At 71.7% G+C, this 18,937-nt stretch carries 15 protein-coding genes; 8 read left to right on the forward strand and 7 right to left on the reverse strand.

Going from position 1 to position 18,937, the window contains the following annotated elements; all coding sequences use genetic code 11:
• Nucleotides 1-5: 5 nt before the first annotated feature.
• The 3 genes from ACZ53K_RS02865 to ACZ53K_RS02875 all read right to left on the reverse strand — a co-directional run bounded on the left by ACZ53K_RS02865 (nt 6) and on the right by ACZ53K_RS02875 (nt 4,036).
• Nucleotides 6-1,667 carry an ADP-ribosylglycohydrolase family protein gene (locus ACZ53K_RS02865; protein WP_468831234.1) on the reverse strand — a complete coding sequence of 554 codons (1,662 nt, stop codon included), beginning with the start codon at nt 1,665-1,667 and terminating at the stop codon, nt 6-8.
• A complete protein-coding gene (locus tag ACZ53K_RS02870) occupies nt 1,664-2,755 on the reverse strand; it encodes an ADP-ribosylglycohydrolase family protein (protein ID WP_468831237.1) in 1,092 nt (363 codons plus the stop codon). The genes ACZ53K_RS02865 and ACZ53K_RS02870 overlap by 4 nt, the downstream gene beginning before the upstream one ends.
• A 210-nt stretch (nt 2,756-2,965) precedes the next feature.
• Entirely contained in the window at nt 2,966-4,036 is a 1,071-nt protein-coding gene (locus ACZ53K_RS02875) for a LacI family DNA-binding transcriptional regulator (protein ID WP_468831240.1), read from the reverse strand.
• 304 nt (nt 4,037-4,340) lie between these two features.
• On the opposite strand from ACZ53K_RS02875, the gene ACZ53K_RS02880 reads away from it, so the two are divergent.
• From ACZ53K_RS02880 to ACZ53K_RS02890, 3 genes are all read left to right on the forward strand, one after another.
• Entirely contained in the window at nt 4,341-5,072 is a 732-nt protein-coding gene (locus ACZ53K_RS02880; protein WP_468831891.1) for a VIT1/CCC1 transporter family protein, read from the forward strand.
• A gap of 311 nt (nt 5,073-5,383) precedes the next feature.
• Nucleotides 5,384-10,015: a glutamate synthase large subunit gene (gene gltB / locus ACZ53K_RS02885; RefSeq protein WP_468831243.1), complete on the forward strand. Its 4,632-nt coding sequence runs from the start codon at nt 5,384-5,386 to the stop codon at nt 10,013-10,015.
• Nucleotides 10,008-11,468, forward strand: coding sequence for a glutamate synthase subunit beta (locus ACZ53K_RS02890; protein ID WP_468831246.1), 1,461 nt, complete (start codon nt 10,008-10,010; stop codon nt 11,466-11,468). The genes gltB and ACZ53K_RS02890 overlap by 8 nt, the downstream gene beginning before the upstream one ends.
• 104 nt (nt 11,469-11,572) lie before the next feature.
• Here ACZ53K_RS02890 and ACZ53K_RS02895 read toward each other — a convergent pair whose 3' ends face one another.
• Complete coding sequence (locus ACZ53K_RS02895) at nt 11,573-12,565, reverse strand: serine hydrolase (RefSeq protein ID WP_468831249.1); 993 nt, start codon at nt 12,563-12,565, stop codon at nt 11,573-11,575.
• A 252-nt stretch (nt 12,566-12,817) separates the two neighbouring features.
• Nucleotides 12,818-13,357: a MarR family winged helix-turn-helix transcriptional regulator gene (locus ACZ53K_RS02900; RefSeq protein ID WP_468831252.1), complete on the reverse strand. Its 540-nt coding sequence runs from the start codon at nt 13,355-13,357 to the stop codon at nt 12,818-12,820.
• A 162-nt stretch (nt 13,358-13,519) separates the two neighbouring features.
• On the opposite strand from ACZ53K_RS02900, the gene ACZ53K_RS02905 reads away from it, so the two are divergent.
• Nucleotides 13,520-14,245 (forward strand): SDR family NAD(P)-dependent oxidoreductase, encoded by a 726-nt coding sequence (locus ACZ53K_RS02905; RefSeq protein ID WP_468831254.1) that lies wholly within the window; start codon nt 13,520-13,522, stop codon nt 14,243-14,245.
• 70 nt (nt 14,246-14,315) lie between these two features.
• On the opposite strand, the gene ACZ53K_RS02910 is transcribed toward ACZ53K_RS02905, so the two are convergent.
• Complete coding sequence (locus ACZ53K_RS02910) at nt 14,316-14,807, reverse strand: PPOX class F420-dependent oxidoreductase (RefSeq protein WP_468831257.1); 492 nt, start codon at nt 14,805-14,807, stop codon at nt 14,316-14,318.
• A gap of 145 nt (nt 14,808-14,952) precedes the next feature.
• Between ACZ53K_RS02910 and ACZ53K_RS02915 the strand changes: the two genes are divergently transcribed.
• The 3 genes from ACZ53K_RS02915 (at nt 14,953) to ACZ53K_RS02925 (ending at nt 17,408) form a co-directional block, all read left to right on the forward strand.
• Complete coding sequence (locus tag ACZ53K_RS02915) at nt 14,953-15,213, forward strand: hypothetical protein (RefSeq protein WP_468831260.1); 261 nt, start codon at nt 14,953-14,955, stop codon at nt 15,211-15,213.
• 167 nt (nt 15,214-15,380) lie between these two features.
• Nucleotides 15,381-16,493: a hypothetical protein gene (locus ACZ53K_RS02920; RefSeq protein ID WP_468831263.1), complete on the forward strand. Its 1,113-nt coding sequence runs from the start codon at nt 15,381-15,383 to the stop codon at nt 16,491-16,493.
• A 144-nt stretch (nt 16,494-16,637) separates the two neighbouring features.
• A complete protein-coding gene (locus tag ACZ53K_RS02925) occupies nt 16,638-17,408 on the forward strand; it encodes an MBL fold metallo-hydrolase (protein ID WP_468831266.1) in 771 nt (256 codons plus the stop codon).
• A gap of 62 nt (nt 17,409-17,470) precedes the next feature.
• Here the strand turns inward: ACZ53K_RS02925 and ACZ53K_RS02930 are convergent, their stop codons facing one another.
• On the reverse strand, nt 17,471-17,986 hold the full coding sequence (locus ACZ53K_RS02930) for a GNAT family N-acetyltransferase (protein ID WP_468831269.1): 516 nt from the start codon (nt 17,984-17,986) through the stop codon (nt 17,471-17,473).
• Nucleotides 17,987-18,056: 70 nt separating this feature from the next.
• On the opposite strand from ACZ53K_RS02930, the gene ACZ53K_RS02935 reads away from it, so the two are divergent.
• Entirely contained in the window at nt 18,057-18,752 is a 696-nt protein-coding gene (locus tag ACZ53K_RS02935) for an alpha/beta fold hydrolase (RefSeq protein ID WP_468831272.1), read from the forward strand.
• Nucleotides 18,753-18,937: the final 185 nt, after the last annotated feature.

Raw genomic sequence — 18,937 nt, forward strand, 5'->3', positions numbered from 1 at the left:
ACCGGTCAGTCCTTTCGGGACGGGACGGGGATTCCGACGTACGGGGGCGGGGACGGGACGGGGCCCGGGGGCGGGCTCAGGGGCCCGGGCGGGCAGTTGTTCAGCTCGGGTGCGGTCAGGTCCGTACGGGCGAGCTGTGCGGCCAGTTCGACGAGGTCGGTCCCCGCAAGCCGTGGCAGTGCGCAGCCCGAGAGAGTCCGGCAGGCATCGCGCCAGCTGCCGGGGACACCGGACGCCCCGCTGATCGCGCCGGTCAGCGCGCCCGTGAGCGCGGGGGCCGAGTCGGCGACGCGGGACAGGCAGGCGGCGGCCGGTACGGCCTCGGCAGGCCGCCCGCCGCCCGCGACGGCGAGAGCGAGCGCCACGGGGACGGTCTCGGCCGCGGCGATGCCGTAGCTGTAGACGTGGTCGACGATCTCGTGCTCCAGAGTGGGCACGAGGGCGAACGCGTCACCGGAACGGTGGAAACGGCCGGACTGCCCGGGGCCGTCGCAGTAGCCGGGCCGGTCTGCGGGCTGGGCTTGGGGCTGGCCTGAGGGGTCGGGTCGGTCTGCGGAATCGGGCTGATCTGTGGGCTCGGGCCGGTCTGCGGGGCCCGACCGGCCAACGCATTCGGACCGGCCAACGGGCCCGGGCCTGTCTGCGGGTTGTGGCCGGCCTTCGGAGCCGGGGTGGTCCCCGGCCACGGCGCGGGCGAGGCGCACGGCGTGCAGGGTGTTGCGGCGGATTTCCGTGCCCTCCGGCAACTGGGCCAGCGCCACGTCGGCGCAGGCGTCCGCCGTGGCGCCGCCCAGTGCCGCCGCGACGGCGGCGGCCATGGCACGGGCGCCGTACACGCCGTCACCGTCCTGGGTGTACCGGGCGTCGAACTCCGCCAGTTCCGCGGCGGCCAGTGGATCGCCGGGGTGGACGACGGCCAGCACGCAGGCCCGTACGCATGCGGCGTCGTCGAAGAAGTGCGGATTGTCGTGGCCGGTGGCGGGCGGGCGGAGCCCGGCGGCGAGGTTGCCCAGCCCGGCCCGGACGGAGATACGGGCCCGCAGGGGCAGCACCGCCGACTCCACCTCGGGCGCCTGCTCGGCGGCCGCGGCGATCTCGTCGGCCAGCGCGTTCCACGCGAGGTCGATGGAGGTACGCATGCGGCGGTCCCGGCCGAGGTCGCCGAGCGGGGAGCCCGCCGCGGTCAGCACGGCCTCCGCGGTGAAGGCCGCCCACTCGGCGTCGTCCGACGGGCCCAGGCGCAGCGGCTCGGGCGGCTGGTTGAGGGCGATCGGCACGGGCAGGGTGGTCGTCGCGTTCTGCTCGGCGAAGGTGTCCAGCTCGCGGGTCAGCCGACGGGTCCACTCGGGCATCCGCGCCGCCCGGTGCCGCGCCGCCGGCCACCCGGCGGCGTCCCCCGCCGCCAGCCCGAGCAGCAGCCCTTCGATGCGGCGGGGTACGGCGGACGCGTCGGAGTACGGGGGACCGGCGCCCGGGAACGGCGCGGCGCCCTGGTCCGCGGCGATGACGGGGGGCGGGGGACGGGTGACGGCGACCGGCGGAGCGTCCGCACCGGACCGAACCGGTGGCGACGCGTTGGTGGCACCGGTAAGTCCGGGTGTACTGAGGTCAGTTGGGGTCGGGCCCGGCCCCGGGAGTTCTCCGACACGGCGTGACTCGCGGGTCATGACGCCGTCACCTCGTCCGGAAGGGGAGTGAGCAACTCCGCGATGTTCAGGACGTGGTAGCCGGCCATGGACGGCAGGCAGCTGCCGCGGGCCGGGCCGATGGCCCCCGCCCAGTCCGCCGGGATGGCCTTGGTGCCGCCCAGCGCGCCCGCGAGGGCGCCCGCGACTGCCGCCGTCGTGTCGGCGTCCCGGCCCATGTTGACCGCCGTCAGTACCGAGGCGGTGAAGTCGCCACGGGCCGCCGCGAACGCGCCGAAGGCCAGCCCCACCGCCTCGGGCGCCAGGTCGGTCCACGGATAGCCGCCGATGACGACGGCGGAGCGGACCGCGCGCTCGGTGCCGAGCTGGGTGGTGCCCGGGGTGAGCCGGGAGCGCTGGGCGGCGGCGACCGCGCGGCGCAGCGAGCGGGCGGTCCAGGAGTCCTCGGGCACCACGGACAGTGCCGCGGCGATGACGGTGTCCGTGGACCCGGCCACCATCGCCGCGGCGACACCGGCGGCCACCGCCCGGCCTCCGTAGATGCCTTCGCCCTCGTGGCTGACCGTGCCGTCCACGGCGACGAGCCGGGCGGCCTCGGCGGGGCGGCCGGCGGCGAAGACGCCGAAGGGTGCGGCACGCATGGCCAGGCCGTCGCTCCAGGCGTGCCGGTGCTGGGCGGAGATGGGGGCGGCCAGCCCGCGGCGCAGATTCTCCAGGGTGCCGCGTTCGCTGAAGCCTGCGCCGCGGAACGGGCCCTCGTCGAGGTCGGCGATCCACTGGTGCCAGGCTGCCTCGACGTGCGCGACGGTGAGCGACGAGCCGTGCTCGGCCAGCATCAGGCCGGAGAAGATGGCGTACTCGGTGTCGTCCGTGCCGACCGGGTCGTCCGTCACGAAACCCTCGATACGGCCCCAGCGTTGGCGGATCTGCGACGGCTTCATGTTCTCGGCGGGCGCGCCGAGCGCGTCTCCGACGGCGAGACCGAGCATGGCGCCACGTGCGTGCTCCCGCAGGCCGGCGGGGCACTCGGGCCGGGGTGACGGGACAGGGCGCAGCAGCGGGCGCCGGGCCGACGGGGGGTTCGGGAGCGGAAGGTGCAGTGCGCTCATGTGCGTGCCGATCTGTTGAGCGGTGTGCGGGTGGAGTGGGGGGAGTCAGGGCCGGGGGCGGGAGTAGGGGCGAGGGCGAGTGTGGGTGTGGGGGCCGGCGCGGGGGGGCGGTGTGTGTCCGGGGCGTCAGGGCTGATCCGGGGCGTCGGTCGAGTGGTCGACGGTTCGGGTGCGGGGCATCCGGCCGAGGCGGCACACCCCGGCCGGATGTCATATGGAGGCGGCCGGTGCGGAGGAGGCGCGGACGATCAGGCGGGGTATGACGGTTTCGCGGCGGGCCGGTGCGCGGGGCGTCCCGGCGGGCTCGCGCAGCCGGTCCAGCATCATCTGGGCCGCGATCCGGCCGCGCTCGCCCGAGCCGAGATCCACGCTGGTCAGTGGCGGCCGGCCGGCCCGGGCAAGGAGCGTGTCGTCCATGCCGACCACCGCGACGTCGCCGGGAATGGACAGACCGCGGGTGTGCAGTGTCTGTGAACTGCCCAGCGCCAGCTGGTCGTTGGCGCAGAGGACGGCGTCGATGTCGGGCCGGGCGTCGAGCAGGCCGTGCAGCGCGGCACCGCCTGCCTCGACGGTGAAGTCCGTGGTCGCCGTCAGGCCGTGGTCGAGTTCGATGCCGCAGGATTCCAGCGCGGTGCGGTAACCGAGGGCGCGGTGGTGGCCGGGCACCGTGTCGGCGGGGCCGTTGATGAACGCGATGCGACGTCTGCCGGTCTCGACGAGGTGGCGTACGGCCGCTGCGGCGCCGGTCACGGAGTCGGCGCGGACGCTGTCCACAAGCGGGCCGTGCGGGGTGTCGTCGGGGAGCGAGCCGATGACGACGACCGGGCGGGCGGCCTGGGCGACGGCCTCCAGATGCCGGGGTGTGATGCGGATCGGGCACAGGATCAGCCCGTCGCTCGTACGGTCGGCGAGGCTGCGCAGGACGGCGAGTTCGTCCTCCACGACGGCGTCGGTGGAGTGCAGCAGCAGGCGGTAGCCCGCCGGTTTCATGACGGCCTGTATCTCGCGGACCATGGAGACGTACGCAGGGTTGCCGATGTCCTGCATGGCGAACGTGAGCTGCATGGAGCGGCCGCCCTTGAGGGAGCGGGCCACCGCGTTGGCGACGTAACCCAGTTCGGCGGCGGCCCGCTCGACCCGGGTGACCGTGTCGGGGCGTGCCCCGTGGCCGTTCAGCACCCGCGACACGGAGGCGATGGAGACCCCGGCCCGGACCGCGATGGTCTCCACGGTGGGCGCCCCACCACTCCCGTGCTCCCGCTTTCCCGCTGTCGGTCCCATCCCCGCCGCCCCCTCGACTTCGTCTACTGGAAACGTTTACAGATTCCCGCGCCGGTACCCCCGCGCGCACTGAGGTTTTCCGCAGTCTTGAATGCGGCTTTCCGCACCCCGCTGTCCCCGCTGCCTGTGATCCACCCCTCACTCCCGCCCAACCCGCCCGCAAACTCGCAGGTCAGCGCAGTAAGTTCGGCCTTCCTTGCTAGCGCGGCGGGACGCGTGAGGCATAGCTTCGAGGTGTTGGAGGGGGAAGCGCCGGCATCGGCCCACACCTCGCGAGAAGGGAACGGGTCCCCATATGTCCGTCATGGATGTCATGGACGCTTCGGCGCCCACGCACATAGCCCACCGCGACAACCACACGCACCGCGATGTGAACGGCGGCTGGCTGCGCCCCGCCGTCTTCGGCGCGATGGACGGGCTGGTGTCCAACCTCGCCCTGATGACCGGTGTCGCCGGCGGCGCGGTCTCGCAGCAGACCATCATCATCACCGGCCTCGCGGGCCTGGCCGCCGGCGCCTTCTCGATGGCGGCCGGTGAGTACACCTCGGTGGCCTCCCAGCGGGAGCTGGTCCTGGCCGAGCTGGACGTGGAGCGGCGTGAGCTGCGCAAGCACCCCAAGGACGAGCTAGAGGAGCTGGCCGCGCTCTACGAGTCGCGGGGCGTGGAGCCGAAGCTGGCCCGTGAGGTGGCCAGGCAGCTGTCCAAGGACCCGGAGCAGGCGCTGGAGATCCACGCCCGCGAGGAGCTGGGCATCGACCCGTCCGATCTGCCCTCGCCGACGGTCGCCGCCGTCTCGTCCTTCGGCTCCTTCGCGCTGGGCGCCCTGCTGCCGGTTCTGCCGTACCTTCTGGGCGCCTCCCAGCTGTGGCCTGCGGTGCTGCTGGCGCTGGTGGGGCTCTTCGGGTGCGGGGCCGTCGTGGCGCGGGTGACGGCGCGGTCCTGGTGGTTCAGCGGTCTGCGGCAGCTGGCCCTCGGCGGCGCCGCGGCGGGTGTGACCTACGTCCTGGGCGCAATGTTCGGTACGGCCGTAGGGTGACCCTTCGTGCAGCGCTATGCGGGCAACCGCATAACTAAAGCATTACTAGGCGGTTTCGTTTGGTTGGGGGCCGGGCATAAGGCCCAAGCGTTGCGGGCAATGTCGCCTGCTCGAAAACGACGCACACGACGCCGGTGGAGGCCGATCCGTCCGCCCGCGTCCCCGGTCCACCGCCACGAGTGGTGTCCGCATTCTGGAAGGCTCTATCCGCTTTTCGAGAAGCGAGCCATCCTGTAACCTGCACGAAATTTCGCGGAGGGCCAACGTCGTCCCTCGGCACCTCACATGCCACGACGACGTTGGGAGAGCCGATGCGTTCCGCGTCCACGCACTCCGCGACCACCGGCAGCGCCAGCGCCGCCGCCTGGTCGCCCATGGACGGGCGCCCCGCCCGGCAGGGGATGTACGACCCCCGCAACGAGCACGACGCCTGCGGCGTCGGCTTCGTGGCCACCCTCACCGGCGAGGCCAGCCACGCACTGGTCGAACAGGCCCTCACCGTCCTGCGCAACCTTGAGCACCGCGGCGCGACCGGCTCCGAGCCCGACTCCGGTGACGGCGCCGGCATCCTCCTCCAGGTCCCGGACGCCTTCCTGCGCGAAAGCGTCACCTTCGCCCTGCCTGCCGCCGGCGCCTACGCCGTGGGCATCGCCTTCCTGCCGTCCGTGGCCGAGGACGCCGCGGCCGCCGTCTCACGTATCGAGACGATCGCGTCCGAAGAGGGCCTGGAGGTCCTCGGATGGCGGGTCGTCCCGGTCGCCCCGCAGCTGCTCGGCAACGGCGCCCGCGCCACGATGCCCGCCTTCTCCCAGCTCTTCGTGACCGACAAGCACGGCAAGGACACCGGCCTCGCCCTGGACCGCAAGGCCTTCGCGCTGCGCAAGCGCTCCGAGCGCGAGGCGGGCGTCTACTTCCCCTCGCTGTCGGCGCGCACCGTCGTCTACAAGGGAATGCTGACGACCGGGCAGCTGGAGCCGTTCTTCCCGGACCTCTCCGACCGCCGGTTCGCCACCGCCATCGCGCTGGTGCACTCCCGCTTCTCCACGAACACCTTCCCGAGCTGGCCGCTGGCCCACCCGTACCGCTTCGTCGCCCACAACGGTGAGATCAACACCGTCCAGGGCAACCGGAACTGGATGCGGGCCCGCGAGTCGCAGCTCGCCAGCAAGCTCTTCGCGGACGCCACCGGCAACAGCGAGAACCTGGAGCGCCTGTTCCCGGTCTGCACGCCGGACGCCTCCGACTCGGCCTCTTTTGACGAGGTCCTGGAGCTGCTGCACCTCGGCGGCCGTTCGCTGCCGCACTCGGTGCTGATGATGGTCCCGGAGGCGTGGGAGAATAGCGCCTCCATGGACCCGGCGCGGCGCGCTTTCTACGCGTACCACTCCACGATGATGGAGCCCTGGGACGGCCCGGCCTGTGTCACCTTCACCGACGGCACCCAGGTCGGCGCGGTCCTGGACCGCAACGGCCTGCGCCCCGGCCGCTACTGGGTCACCGACGACGGCCTGGTGGTCCTCTCCTCCGAGGTCGGCGTGCTGGACATCGACCCGGCCAAGGTCGTGCGCAAGGGCCGCCTGCAGCCCGGCCGGATGTTCCTGGTGGACACCGCCGAGCACCGCATCATCGAGGACGACGAGATCAAGGCGCAGCTCGCCGCCGAGAACCCGTACCAGGACTGGCTGGACGCGGGCCTGATCGAGCTGGCCGACCTCCCCGAGCGCGAGCACATCGTGCACACCCACGCCTCGGTCACCCGCCGTCAGCAGACCTTCGGCTACACGGAGGAGGAGCTGCGCGTCATCCTGGCGCCGATGGCCAAGGCCGGCGCCGAGCCCATCGGCTCGATGGGTACGGACTCGCCGATCGCCGCCCTCTCCGAGCGCCCGCGGCTGCTGTTCGACTACTTCACCCAGCTGTTCGCGCAGGTCACCAACCCGCCGCTGGACGCCATCCGCGAGGAGCTGGTCACCTCGCTGATCTCCTCGCTCGGCCCGCAGGGCAACCTGCTGGAGCCGACCGCGGCCTCCTGCCGCAGCGTCATGCTGCCCTTCCCGGTGATCGACAACGACGAGCTGGCCAAGCTCGTCCACATCAACGCCGACGGCGACATGCCGGGCATGAAGGCCGTCACCCTGTCCGGCTTGTACCGGGTATCCGGCGGTGGCGAGGCACTGGCCGACCGGATCGCGGAGATCTGCGCCGAGGCCGACGCCGCCATCGAGGACGGCGCCCGCCTGATCGTGCTCTCCGACCGGCACTCGGACGCCGAGCACGCGCCGATCCCGTCCCTGCTGCTGACCGCCGCGGTGCACCACCACCTCATCGGCACCAAGCAGCGCACCCAGGTCGGCCTGCTCGTCGAGGCCGGTGACGTGCGCGAGGTGCACCACGTCGCGCTGCTCATCGGGTACGGCGCCGCGGCCGTCAACCCGTACCTGGCGATGGAGTCCGTCGAGGACCTGGTCCGCGCCGGTACGTTCCTGCCGAAGGACACCGACCCCGAGCCCGCGATCAGGAACCTGATCAAGGCGCTCGGCAAGGGCGTCCTGAAGGTGATGTCCAAGATGGGCATCTCCACCGTCGCCTCGTACCGGGGCGCGCAGGTCTTCGAGGCCGTCGGCCTGGACCAGGGCTTCGTGGACGCGTACTTCCACGGCACCACCACGAAGATCGGCGGCGCCGGCCTCGACGTGATCGCCAAGGAGGTCGCCGCCCGGCACGCCAAGGCGTACCCGGCCACCGGCATCGCCGCCACCCACCGCGCGCTGGACATCGGCGGCGAGTACCAGTGGCGCCGCGAAGGCGAGCCGCACCTGTTCGACCCGGACACGGTCTTCCGCCTCCAGCACTCCACCCGCTCGCGCCGCTACGACATCTTCAAGCAGTACACGGACCGGGTGAACGAGCAGTCCGAGCGCCTGATGACGCTGCGAGGCCTGTTCTCCTTCAAGTCGGACCGCCCCTCGGTGCCGCTGGAGGAGGTCGAGCCCGCCTCCGAGATCGTCAAGCGCTTCTCGACGGGCGCGATGTCGTACGGCTCCATCTCCCAGGAGGCGCACGAGACCCTCGCCATCGCCATGAACCAGCTGGGCGGCAAGTCCAACACCGGTGAGGGCGGCGAGGACCCGGAGCGCCTGTACGACCCGGCGCGCCGCTCCTCGATCAAGCAGGTCGCCTCCGGCCGCTTCGGCGTGACCAGCGAATACCTGGTCAACTCCGACGACATCCAGATCAAGATGGCGCAGGGCGCCAAGCCCGGCGAGGGCGGCCAGCTGCCCGGCCACAAGGTCTACCCGTGGGTCGCCAAGACCCGGCACTCGACGCCCGGCGTGGGCCTGATCTCCCCGCCGCCGCACCACGACATCTACTCCATCGAGGACCTCGCCCAGCTCATCCACGACCTGAAGAACGCCAACCCGCAGGCCCGCATCCACGTGAAGCTGGTCTCCGAGGTCGGCGTCGGCACGGTCGCCGCGGGCGTCTCCAAGGCACACGCGGACGTGGTCCTGATCTCCGGCCACGACGGCGGTACGGGCGCCTCGCCGCTGACCTCCCTGAAGCACGCGGGCGGCCCCTGGGAGCTGGGCCTGGCCGAGACGCAGCAGACGCTGCTGCTCAACGGCCTGCGCGACCGGATCGTCGTGCAGACCGACGGCCAGCTCAAGACCGGCCGCGACGTGGTCATCGCCGCCCTGCTGGGCGCCGAGGAGTACGGCTTCGCGACCGCGCCGCTGGTGGTCTCCGGCTGCGTCATGATGCGCGTCTGCCACCTGGACACCTGCCCGGTCGGCATCGCCACCCAGAACCCGACGCTGCGCGAACGGTTCAGCGGCAAGGCCGAGTACGTCGTCAACTTCTTCCAGTTCATCGCGGAGGAGGTCCGCGAGATCCTCGCCGAGCTGGGCTTCCGTTCGCTGGAGGAGGCAGTCGGCCACGCCGGCCTGCTCGACACCTCCAAGGCCGTCAACCACTGGAAGGCGCAGGGCCTGGACCTGGCACCGCTGCTGCACGTGCCGGAGCTGCCCGAGGGCGCCGTACGCCACCAGGTCACCGTCCAGGACCACGGTCTGGCGAAGGCGCTCGACAACGAGCTGATCAAGCTGTCCGCCGACGCGCTGTCCGCGGACACCGCCGAGGCCGCGCAGCCCGTACGGGCGCAGGTCGCGATCCGGAACATCAACCGGACCGTCGGCACCATGCTCGGGCACGAGGTGACCAAGAAGTTCGGCGGCGCGGGCCTGCCCGACGACACCATAGACATCACTTTCACCGGCTCGGCCGGCCAGTCCTTCGGCGCGTTCCTGCCGCCCGGCGTCACGCTGCGCCTGGAGGGCGACGCCAACGACTACGTCGGCAAGGGCCTGTCGGGCGGCCGGGTCGTGGTCCGCCCGGACCGCGGCGCCGACCACCTGGCCGAGTACTCGACCATCGCGGGCAACACCCTCGCCTACGGGGCCACCGGCGGCGAACTGTTCCTGCGCGGCCGCGTCGGCGAACGGTTCTGCGTCCGCAACTCCGGCGCCACGGTGGTGTCCGAGGGCGTCGGCGACCACGGCTGCGAGTACATGACCGGCGGCCACGCCGTCGTCCTGGGCGAGACCGGGCGCAACTTCGCGGCCGGCATGTCCGGCGGCATCGCGTACGTCATCGACCTGGACCCGGCCAACGTCAACCGTGAGCTGACCGCCGCCGTGTCCACCGAGCTGGACGCCACCGACCGGCAGTGGCTGCACGACGTCGTGCGCCGACACCAGGAGGAGACCGGCTCCACCGTCGCCGAGAAGCTGCTCGCCGACTGGGACGCCGCGCTGGCCCGCTTCAGCAAGGTCATTCCGGCCACCTACCAGGCAGTGCTCGCCGCCAAGGACGCCGCCGAGCGAGCCGGGCTCTCCGAGTCCGAGACCCACGAGAAGATGATGGAGGCGGCGATCAATGGCTGACCCCAAGGGCTTCCTGACCACCGACCGCGAGGTCGCCAAGACCCGCCCCGTCGGCGAGCGCGTCAAGGACTGGAACGAGGTCTACGTCTCCGGTTCGCTGCTGCCGATCATCAGCAAGCAGGCCGGACGCTGCATGGACTGCGGCATCCCCTTCTGCCACAACGGCTGTCCGCTGGGAAACCTCATCCCCGAGTGGAACGACTACGCGTACCGCGAGGACTGGACGGCCGCCAGCGAGCGGCTGCACGCGACCAACAACTTCCCGGAGTTCACCGGTCGCCTGTGCCCCGCGCCCTGTGAGTCGGCCTGCGTGCTGGGCATCAACCAGCCGCCGGTGACCATCAAGAACGTCGAGGTCACCATCATCGACAAGGCGTGGGACAACGGGGACGTCACCCCGCAGCCGCCCGAGCGCCTCAGCGGCAAGACCGTCGCCGTCATCGGCTCGGGCCCGGCCGGGCTGGCCGCCGCCCAGCAGCTGACCAGGGCGGGCCACACCGTCGCCGTGTACGAGCGCGCGGACCGTATCGGCGGGCTCCTCCGCTATGGCATCCCCGAGTTCAAGATGGAAAAGCGCCACATCAACCGCCGTATCGAGCAGATGCGGGCGGAAGGCACCAAGTTCCGTACGGAGGTGGAGATCGGCCGGGACATCGACGCCGCCAAGCTGCGCAAGCGCTACGACGCCGTCGTGATCGCCGCCGGCGCCACCACCTCCCGCGACCTGAAGGTCCCCGGGCGCGAGCTGAACGGCATCCACTTCGCGATGGAGTACCTGCCGCTCGCCAACAAGGTGCAGGAGGGCGACCTGACCGTCGCCCCGATCACCGCCGAGGGCAAGCACGTCGTGGTCATCGGCGGCGGCGACACCGGCGCGGACTGTGTCGGCACCGCGCACCGTCAGGGCGCGGCCTCGGTCACCCAGCTGGAGATCATGGGCAAGCCCGGCGACGAGCGGAACCCGAACCAGCCGTGGCCGACCTTCCCGATGCTCTACAAGGTCACCTCCGCACACGAGGAGGGCGGCGAGCGGCTGTACTCCGTCTCCACCACCCACTTCGAGGGCGACGAGGACGGCAACGTCCAGTGGCTGCACCTGGCCGAGGTGGAGTTCAAGGACGGCCGTCCCGAGACGAAGCCGGGCACCGAGCGCAAGATCCCCGCGCAGCTGGTCACCCTGGCCATGGGCTTCACCGGAACCGACCAGGACAACGGCCTGGTCTCACAGTTCGGACTGGAGCTGGACGCGCGCGGCAACATCGCCCGCGACGCCGACTTCGCGACCAACGTCCCCGGCGTGTACGTTGCCGGTGACGCTGGCCGCGGCCAGTCGCTGATCGTGTGGGCCATCGCCGAGGGCCGCTCCGCAGCCCGCGGTGTGGACCGCCACCTCGCGGGCGCCAGCGCACTGCCCGCGCCCATCAAGCCGACGGACCGCGCACTGACCGTGTAGCGGCCCCGGCTCACAGATGTCCCGTACAACGACGTGCGGAACACCCGCGGCGCCTGCCTCCCTCCCCGACCGGAGGGCAGGCGCCGCGACTCATGCGTGCAGGATCACCGGCCGGCTGCGGAAGCCGGTTCGGGGACCAGCGAGCCGTCCGACGTGTCCGGGAGGGCGGCCCTGGCGCGCACTCCTTGGGACGGACCCGCCGCCTTGCCGAGGTCCTTGTGCACGGTGCGGGCGAGGTCCTCGATCGCACCGACACCGGCGGACATGGTCGGATGGTCCGCGGTCAGGACGGCGAGCGCGTAGTCATGCCCCCCACCGGTGAACGCGCCGAGGCTGTGCACCCGCCAGCCGCCACCGGTCCGCTGCAGCCACCCATTCTTGACGTGCACCTTCACCCCTGCCGGAGCGCCGGCGGGGGCTCCCCAGCGCTGCTCGGGAATCACCCGGCTCATGAGATCCAGGGCATAGGCGCGGGCGGCGCCGCCCAGTACGGAGTTCTCGGAGGTGAGGGTCCTCAGCAGGGTGAGCTGATCGGCGGCGTTGATCTGGGTCAGCCCCCAGTACCCCTCCGTGTCCGGAACGGTGTCGTGCATCCCGGCGAGCCGGAGGAAGTTGTTTATGCGCGTTACGCCGATCCGCTTCCACAGTGAGGTGGTGGCGGCATTGTCCGATTCTGTGATCATTTTGGCTGCGAGGTTTTTCTCGGCCGCCGTCAGCTGACGCTGCTCGTCCTGGGCCTGGCGCAAAAGCGCGCCCAGTATCGTGACTTTGACGACACTCGCCGAATCGTACTGACGGCTCGCGTCATACGCGCACTTCGTATTGCTCTTACGGTCGTACAGCGCGAACGACATGTGGCCGTCCGAAGCGTGCGATTTCAACACCTGGCCGAGATCTTTCGCCAGCCGGCCGGCGCTTCCGTCGTCGTCGGACGTACAGGAGACCTGCGGAGACGTCGGACGGTCCGCCGACGGAGCGGTCGGCGTCGCCGCCGCCGGTGTCGCGGTGGCGATGAGCGAGGACAGGGCTGCGGTGAGAAGCGCCGCGGCGGAGAAACGCTGCTGACCGGAACCCAGGGGGCGTATTCGATGGCGCAAGGTGTTCTTTTGCCTTTCTGATGGTGATCGCCGACAGGGCGTGGAGAAGGGGCATGGCGTCGAGCGAGCACCATTCCCGCCGCAGGAGCATTCAGCATCAGGGATTCCGCGTCAATGGCGTAGATAACGTCGCGGAAGTCGCATAAGTGGTCATGGTGGGTGGTCGACGGGTGTCCGATCGGGGGAGCGGTCGATCGGGGGGACGGGCTATTAAGGGAAGGGGCGATTAAGGGGGCGGGGCGGGGGTGGGGGTTATCCGCCCACGTGTGTGATCCGGTGGTCGCCCAGCCGGGTCTGTACGTCCTGGAGCAGCAGCTTGAGCAGGCCCGCGAGCTGCTCCTGCTGGTCCGGCTTCAGGCCGCAGACCAGCTCCGCCTCCCGGTGCAGCACCTGGTCCACGGTTTCCTCGACGAGCGTGTGACCGGCCGGGGTCAGCTCCACCCATACCGTGCGGGGGCGGCCCTCGCCCGGGCGGCGCACGACCAGGCCCTCGCGTTCGGCGCGGGCGACGCGCTGCGAGATCGCGCCGGCCGTCACCATCGAGCGGGCCGCCAGTTCGCGGGTGCTGAGGGTGTACGGGGCGCCCGCGCGGCGCAGCACGCTCAGCAGGTCGAGGGTGGCGGAGTCCACCCCGGCGCCGGCAAGCACCCGTCGGCGGTCGTCGCCCAGCAGCTTGGCCAGCTGCCAGAGGGGCGTGACGATCGGGATGGACAGAACGGGGGTGCCGGGGCGCTCGCGTTCCCAGGCGTCGGCGATCTCTTGGACCGGGTACGGGGCGTCCGCGCTTGCCATGGGTTCTCCTGCGGGTGTTACGTTGAGGTCTAAATGTAGGCCTAAATTCAGACCTGTATCGAGGTCGGTGCCGGCCCTGTGTGGAGGTCTGCACCGGGCCCGCGTCGAGGTCTGAATTCAGGTATGAATTTAGGTCTGAATGATGACGTCAGGAGTCAGCCTATGTCACGCACCATCCTCGTCACCGGCGGCGCCACCGGCATCGGCCTGGCCGTCGCGCGCCACTTCGCCGGGCAGGGCGACGCGGTCACCATCACCGGCCGCCGCCCCGCACCCCTGGAGAAAGCCGCCGAGGAGACCGGCGCCCGCGCGGTCGTCTGCGACCACACCGACCCCGCCGCGCTGACCCGCCTCCTGGGCGAGCTGCCCGAACGGATCGACGTGCTGGTCAACAACGCCGGCGGCAACACCGACCTGGACGACGAGCCGGGTGCCGACCTCGCCTCGTACGCACGGGCCTTCCGCGCCAACCTCGATGCCAACCTGCTCACCGCGGCCCTCACCACAAAGGCCGTGGAGGACCGGCTCGCCCAGGGCGGCGCCGTCGTGCACATCGGCTCGATCGCCGCCGACCAGGGCGCGGGCTCCGGTGCGTACGGCGCGGCCAAGGCCGGACTCGCCACGTGGAACCTCGACCTGGCGAACGCGCTCGGTCCGCGCGGCGTCACCGCCAACGTCGTCTCACCCGGCTACATCGAGGACACCGAGTTCTTCCGGGACCGGCTCTCCGACGGGCGGCGCGCCTGGCTGGTGGACGCCACCGCCACGGGTCGGGCGGGGCGGCCAGGGGACATCGCGGCGGCGGTCGCCTTCCTGGCCTCCGAGGGGGCGCGGCACATCACGGGCCAGGTGCTGAACGTCAATGGGGGTGCGTACAGGACGCGTTGAGGTTGGGGGGGGCGGTAGTGACCGGGGCGGCGAAAGTGGTCGGGGGCGGTCTGAGGCGAGGGGGCGGGGCTCAGTCCCTCTCCTCGCTCTGGTCGTCCTCCTCGACGAGGCGGGCCGGGAAACCGCCCTTGGCAATCGGGCCCCAGCGCAGCGGCGTCACCCGGATCAGGGACTTGCCCTGCGTGATCATCGCGGCACGGTACTCGTGCCAGTCCGGGTGCTCGCCCGCGATGTTGCGGTAGTACTCGACGAGCGGCTCGACCGAGTCCGGTGCGTCCAGAACCTCCGCCTCGCCGTCGACCTGCACCCAGGGGCCGTTCCAGTCGTCGGACAGCACGAGCACGCTCACCGAAGGCGCCCGGCGGGCGTTGCGTACCTTGGCGCGCTCCGGGTACGTCGACATCATCAGGCGCCCGGAGTCGTCCACGCCGCAGGTCAGCGGCGACGCCTGCGGCGTGCCGTCGGAGCGCCGGGTGAGCAGGATCGCGCGGTGCCGAGGGCGTACGAACTCCAGCAGGCCGTCGAGGTCCACGCGGGTGTTGGTGGCAATGGAAGGGCTCATACGGACGAGCTTAGGACGTGGGGCGCGCTCGACGGGAGCGACGTTCCGGGGGGCGGCGCGGCCCGTCGTGTCCGCGCTATTGACTAAAAGTCAGCCGGGAACGACGCTGCTGGGCAGCCGTCGTAGCCGCACCCCGGGAGGACTGGTGGGTACAGGTTCACGTACAGACGCACGGACCGGCACGGGCGGGGACCCCGAGGGGCTCCGCGCGCTGACCGAAGCGCTCGGCGCCTCCGCGCCGCCCGGCTTCGCCGCCGCCGCGCCCGAAGAACTCGCTGTACTGACACGCGCGTTGCGCGCTCGTAAGGAGAGCCGTGCCGCGGGGCTCAACGACGCGGCCGAAGAGGCCCTGAAGCTGGTGCCGGCCCTCGCCCGAGGGCCCGTCCGCCGCATCCTCTTCCGTTGACGTTGACGTTGACGTTGACGTTGACGTTGGCTCTGGCTCTCGCTTCAGCGCTGGGTCCGGCTTTCGCCCTGGCTCCGCTGATGCCCCAGTTCTGCTGACGCCGCAGCTCCCCTGACTCCGCTCATCACGCTCATCTCGCTGATTCCGCCGACCGGACGGTGACTCCCATGGACACGCTCAGCAACCGCGCCGAGGCGCAGAAGATCGCCCAGCTGCTCGACGTCCTGCCGGAACAGCTGGACTTCCTGCACGGGCTGCCCGCCGAGGACGTACGGCAGCTCCGTGCCCGTACCGTTGACGCGCTCTTCGACGACGTACCGGACATGCTCGACCGCATCGCCGCCGCGACCAAACTCGTACCGGCCGGTGTCGCCGCCGCGATCTCACAGAAGGCGCTCGGGCCGCGGCTGGCCGCCTCCGTGGCCGGGCGGCTGGACCCCGGCCGCGCCGCGGACATCATCGGGAAGCTGCCGGTCGCCTTCACCGCCGAGTCCTGCGGCCATCTGGACCCCCGCCGGATCGCCGGTATCGTCGACCGGCTGGACGAGGACCTTGTGGTCCGCATTGCCGTCGCCCTCGTCGAACGCGGCGACCACCTGACGATGGGACGCTTCGTCGGCCATCTGCGCGACCGGACCCTGGGGCGGATCCTCCAGCTCATCGACGACCGGGTGGTGCTGCGCGTCGGGTTCTTCATCGACCTGCCCGAACGCCTCGACGCCATCCTGGAACTGATGGGGGAGGAGCGGCTGGCCTCGGTGGTGGCGGCCGCCGGGGACGGCCTGTGGCCCGAGGCGCTGGCCGTGGCCGGGCTGGCCGGGCCGGAGCGGCGTGCCCGGGTGGCCGCCCTTGCCGCCCGCCAGGATCCGGTACGGCTGGACGGTCTTGTCCGTACCGCGCACGAGCAGGGGCTGTGGGAGTCGCTGCTGCCGCTGGTGGCCCTGCTGTCCGAGGAGGACCGGCGTGCGGTGGCCGCCCTGCCGTCGCTGCGTGACGCCCAGGTGCTCGGCGCGGTCGTCCGGGCGGTCGTCGCGACCGGGCTGTGGGCGGAGTTCCTGCCGCTGGTGGGGGCGTTGCCGCCGGAGTCACGCAAGGTCGTGGCGGACACGGCGGGGGCGCTGCCGGACGCGGAGCTGGACGCGATGGTGCTGGAGGTCGAGAAGCAGGATCTGTGGGACACGGTGCTGCCGCTGGTGGAGATCATGGACGAGCCGGCCAAGGAGCGGGTCTTCGCGCTGCCGGTCTTCCAGGAACAGGGACAACAGGGGGAGCGGGGATAGCAAGAGGAGTATGGGCGGCAGGAACGGACGAACAGGGGGAGACGCGGAAAGGCGCAGGAGCCGGCGTGCGGTTCGCCGTCCGCTCAATCCGCCCTGGGCGCAAAGCGGGTGGCTACGCGGCGGCCGACCGTTAGCGTCCGGTACATGACCGCTTCTCCCGAATCTCGCGCAGCCGACCGTGCTCCCGAAGGCCCCGCCCCGATCGTCCCCGGTGTCTGGCAACTGCCGTTCCCGGTGGGCCATGTCTATCTCGTACGGCTGTCCGACGGCGGGTTCGCGGCTGTCGACACCGGTGTGCCGGGTTCGGCTCCGGCGATCCTGGAGGCCGTGACCCGGCTCGCCGGGACGCCGGACGCGCTGCGGCAGATCGTGCTGACGCATTGCCACGTCGACCACACGGGTTCGGCCGCCGACCTGGTGGCCGCCACCGGCGCCCGCGTCCTGGCGGGTGCGGCGGACGCCCCGTACATCAGCGGTACCGCGCCCGAGCCGCCGCCGGTGCTCACCTCCTCCGAGAAGCCCGTGATCGAACAGGTTCTGGCGGGCCTGGCGGAGGCGGGCACGCCGCCGCTGAAGCACGTGCGGGTGGACGTCGAACTCCACGACGGCGACGTCCTCGACGACTGGCCCGAGCCCGCCCACGTGCTGCATGTCCCCGGTCACACGCCGGGCAGCACCGCCCTCCATCTGCCCGCCGCCGGTGTGCTGTTCACCGGCGACCTCATAGCCACGGGGGCGGACGGCCGGGTCATCCTCGGTCCCTTCAACGTCGACCGGGCCGAGGCCATCGCCTCCTTCCGGCGGCTGGCCGCGCTGCCCGGCGTGGACACGCTGTGCGTACCGCATGGCACACCGGTCCGTACGGGCGCGGCGCGTGCCCTGGCAGCGGCCACGCCGGAGGCCGACTGGCAGTGAGCCGGGCGGTACGGGGCGGGTGACTCAAGGGCCGGGGTACGGGGTGAGTCACCGGCGTTCGGTCACGGGCGGCGGACCGCGTAGGCGACCGACCCGAACGGCCAGTCCGCGGCCAGCCAGTCGCGCACCGCCTCGTACAGGGGCCGGTCCAGCTCGGCACGGTCGGCCCGCACCCAGGAGCGGACCTCCGCGTCCGGGGTTTCCTTCGGGCCCTTGCCTGGCTTCGAACCGCCCCCGCCGCCCCCGCCGTGCCCGTCCCGTACCGGATAGATGTACACGCACCCGATCACCTTGCCGTCCGGTATCCCGATGACGGAGTACGTGAAGCCGGTACGCCGTTCGAAGTCCCGGGCGTGCCGCCGCAGGTCGCCGAGGTTCTCCTCGGGTGTCATACCGGTCTCGGGCGGCCAGCCGCGGCCGGCGAAGCCGGGGGTCGCCCGGATGTGCGTGACGCTGGAGGTCCAGGCGGTGTGGTCGGCGAGGTTGTGGCCGGGGCCGAGGGGCTCCAGCCGGAACCGGTCGGTGACGAGTTCGCCGGGGACGGCGAAGTCGGCGGGGACGAAGGGTGGTGTGTCCATGCGGTGAGAATAGGGTCCGGCGCGCCGCTCGACCGCGGCGTGCGACGGAACGTGACAGGAAGGCGATGCCATGCAGCTGCACACCCATGAGTGGGGTACCGGTGAGCGGGTCGCGGTGCTGGTGCACGGCATCATGTCCGACCACCGGACCTGGCGCCGGGTGGGCCCCGCACTGGCCGACCGCGGCTACCGCGTGATCGCCGTCGACCTGCGCGGCCACGGCGCCAGCCCGCGCGGCCCGTACGGCGACGGGATCTTCGCCGACGACCTGGTGGAGACCCTGCCCGCGGAGCCGGAACTGGCGCTCGGGCACTCGCTCGGCGCGATGGCGCTGTCGCTGGCGGCCGAGCGGCTGCGCCCGCGGCGCGCCGTCTACTCGGACCCGGCCTGGACCCTCGGCAACGCCGAGCGCCCGATGGACCCCGCGCTGTTCGTCGAGTTCAAGCGCGCCACCCACCAGATGATCCGGGGCTTCAACCCGCGCTGGGCGGAGGCCGACGTCGAGATCGAGGTGGCCACGATCGAGGCGTGGGACTCCGACACCGCGCTCGCCCTCTCCGGCCGGAGCCTCAAGGAGCGCATACCGGAGCGGCCGGTGGTCCCTTCCCTTGTGCAGGTGGCCGGGGAGGGCTTTCTGTTCACGGAGGCGGACAAGGAGCGGGTGGCGGCGCGCGGCTTCGAGGTCCGTACGGTCGAGGGTGCCGGGCACACCATCCACCGGGACGACTTCGACGGCTTCATGAAGTCGCTGGAGGGCTGGATCTGACCGGGCGCCGACCGGATCCCCATCGGGCGGGCGACAAATGACCGCCATCCGGACGCCATCCGGACGACCCGGACAACGCATCGCCTGTCGGGTTTAGCACTTGATGTTCAGTCTTGTACCACCCCGGAGGGTGCCGGCTGCGGTGGAGTGTGCCGGCCGGCGTCCGGGGCGCTTTGCCGCGGTCG

This window comes from Streptomyces sp. NPDC033221 (genome assembly GCF_055577005.1).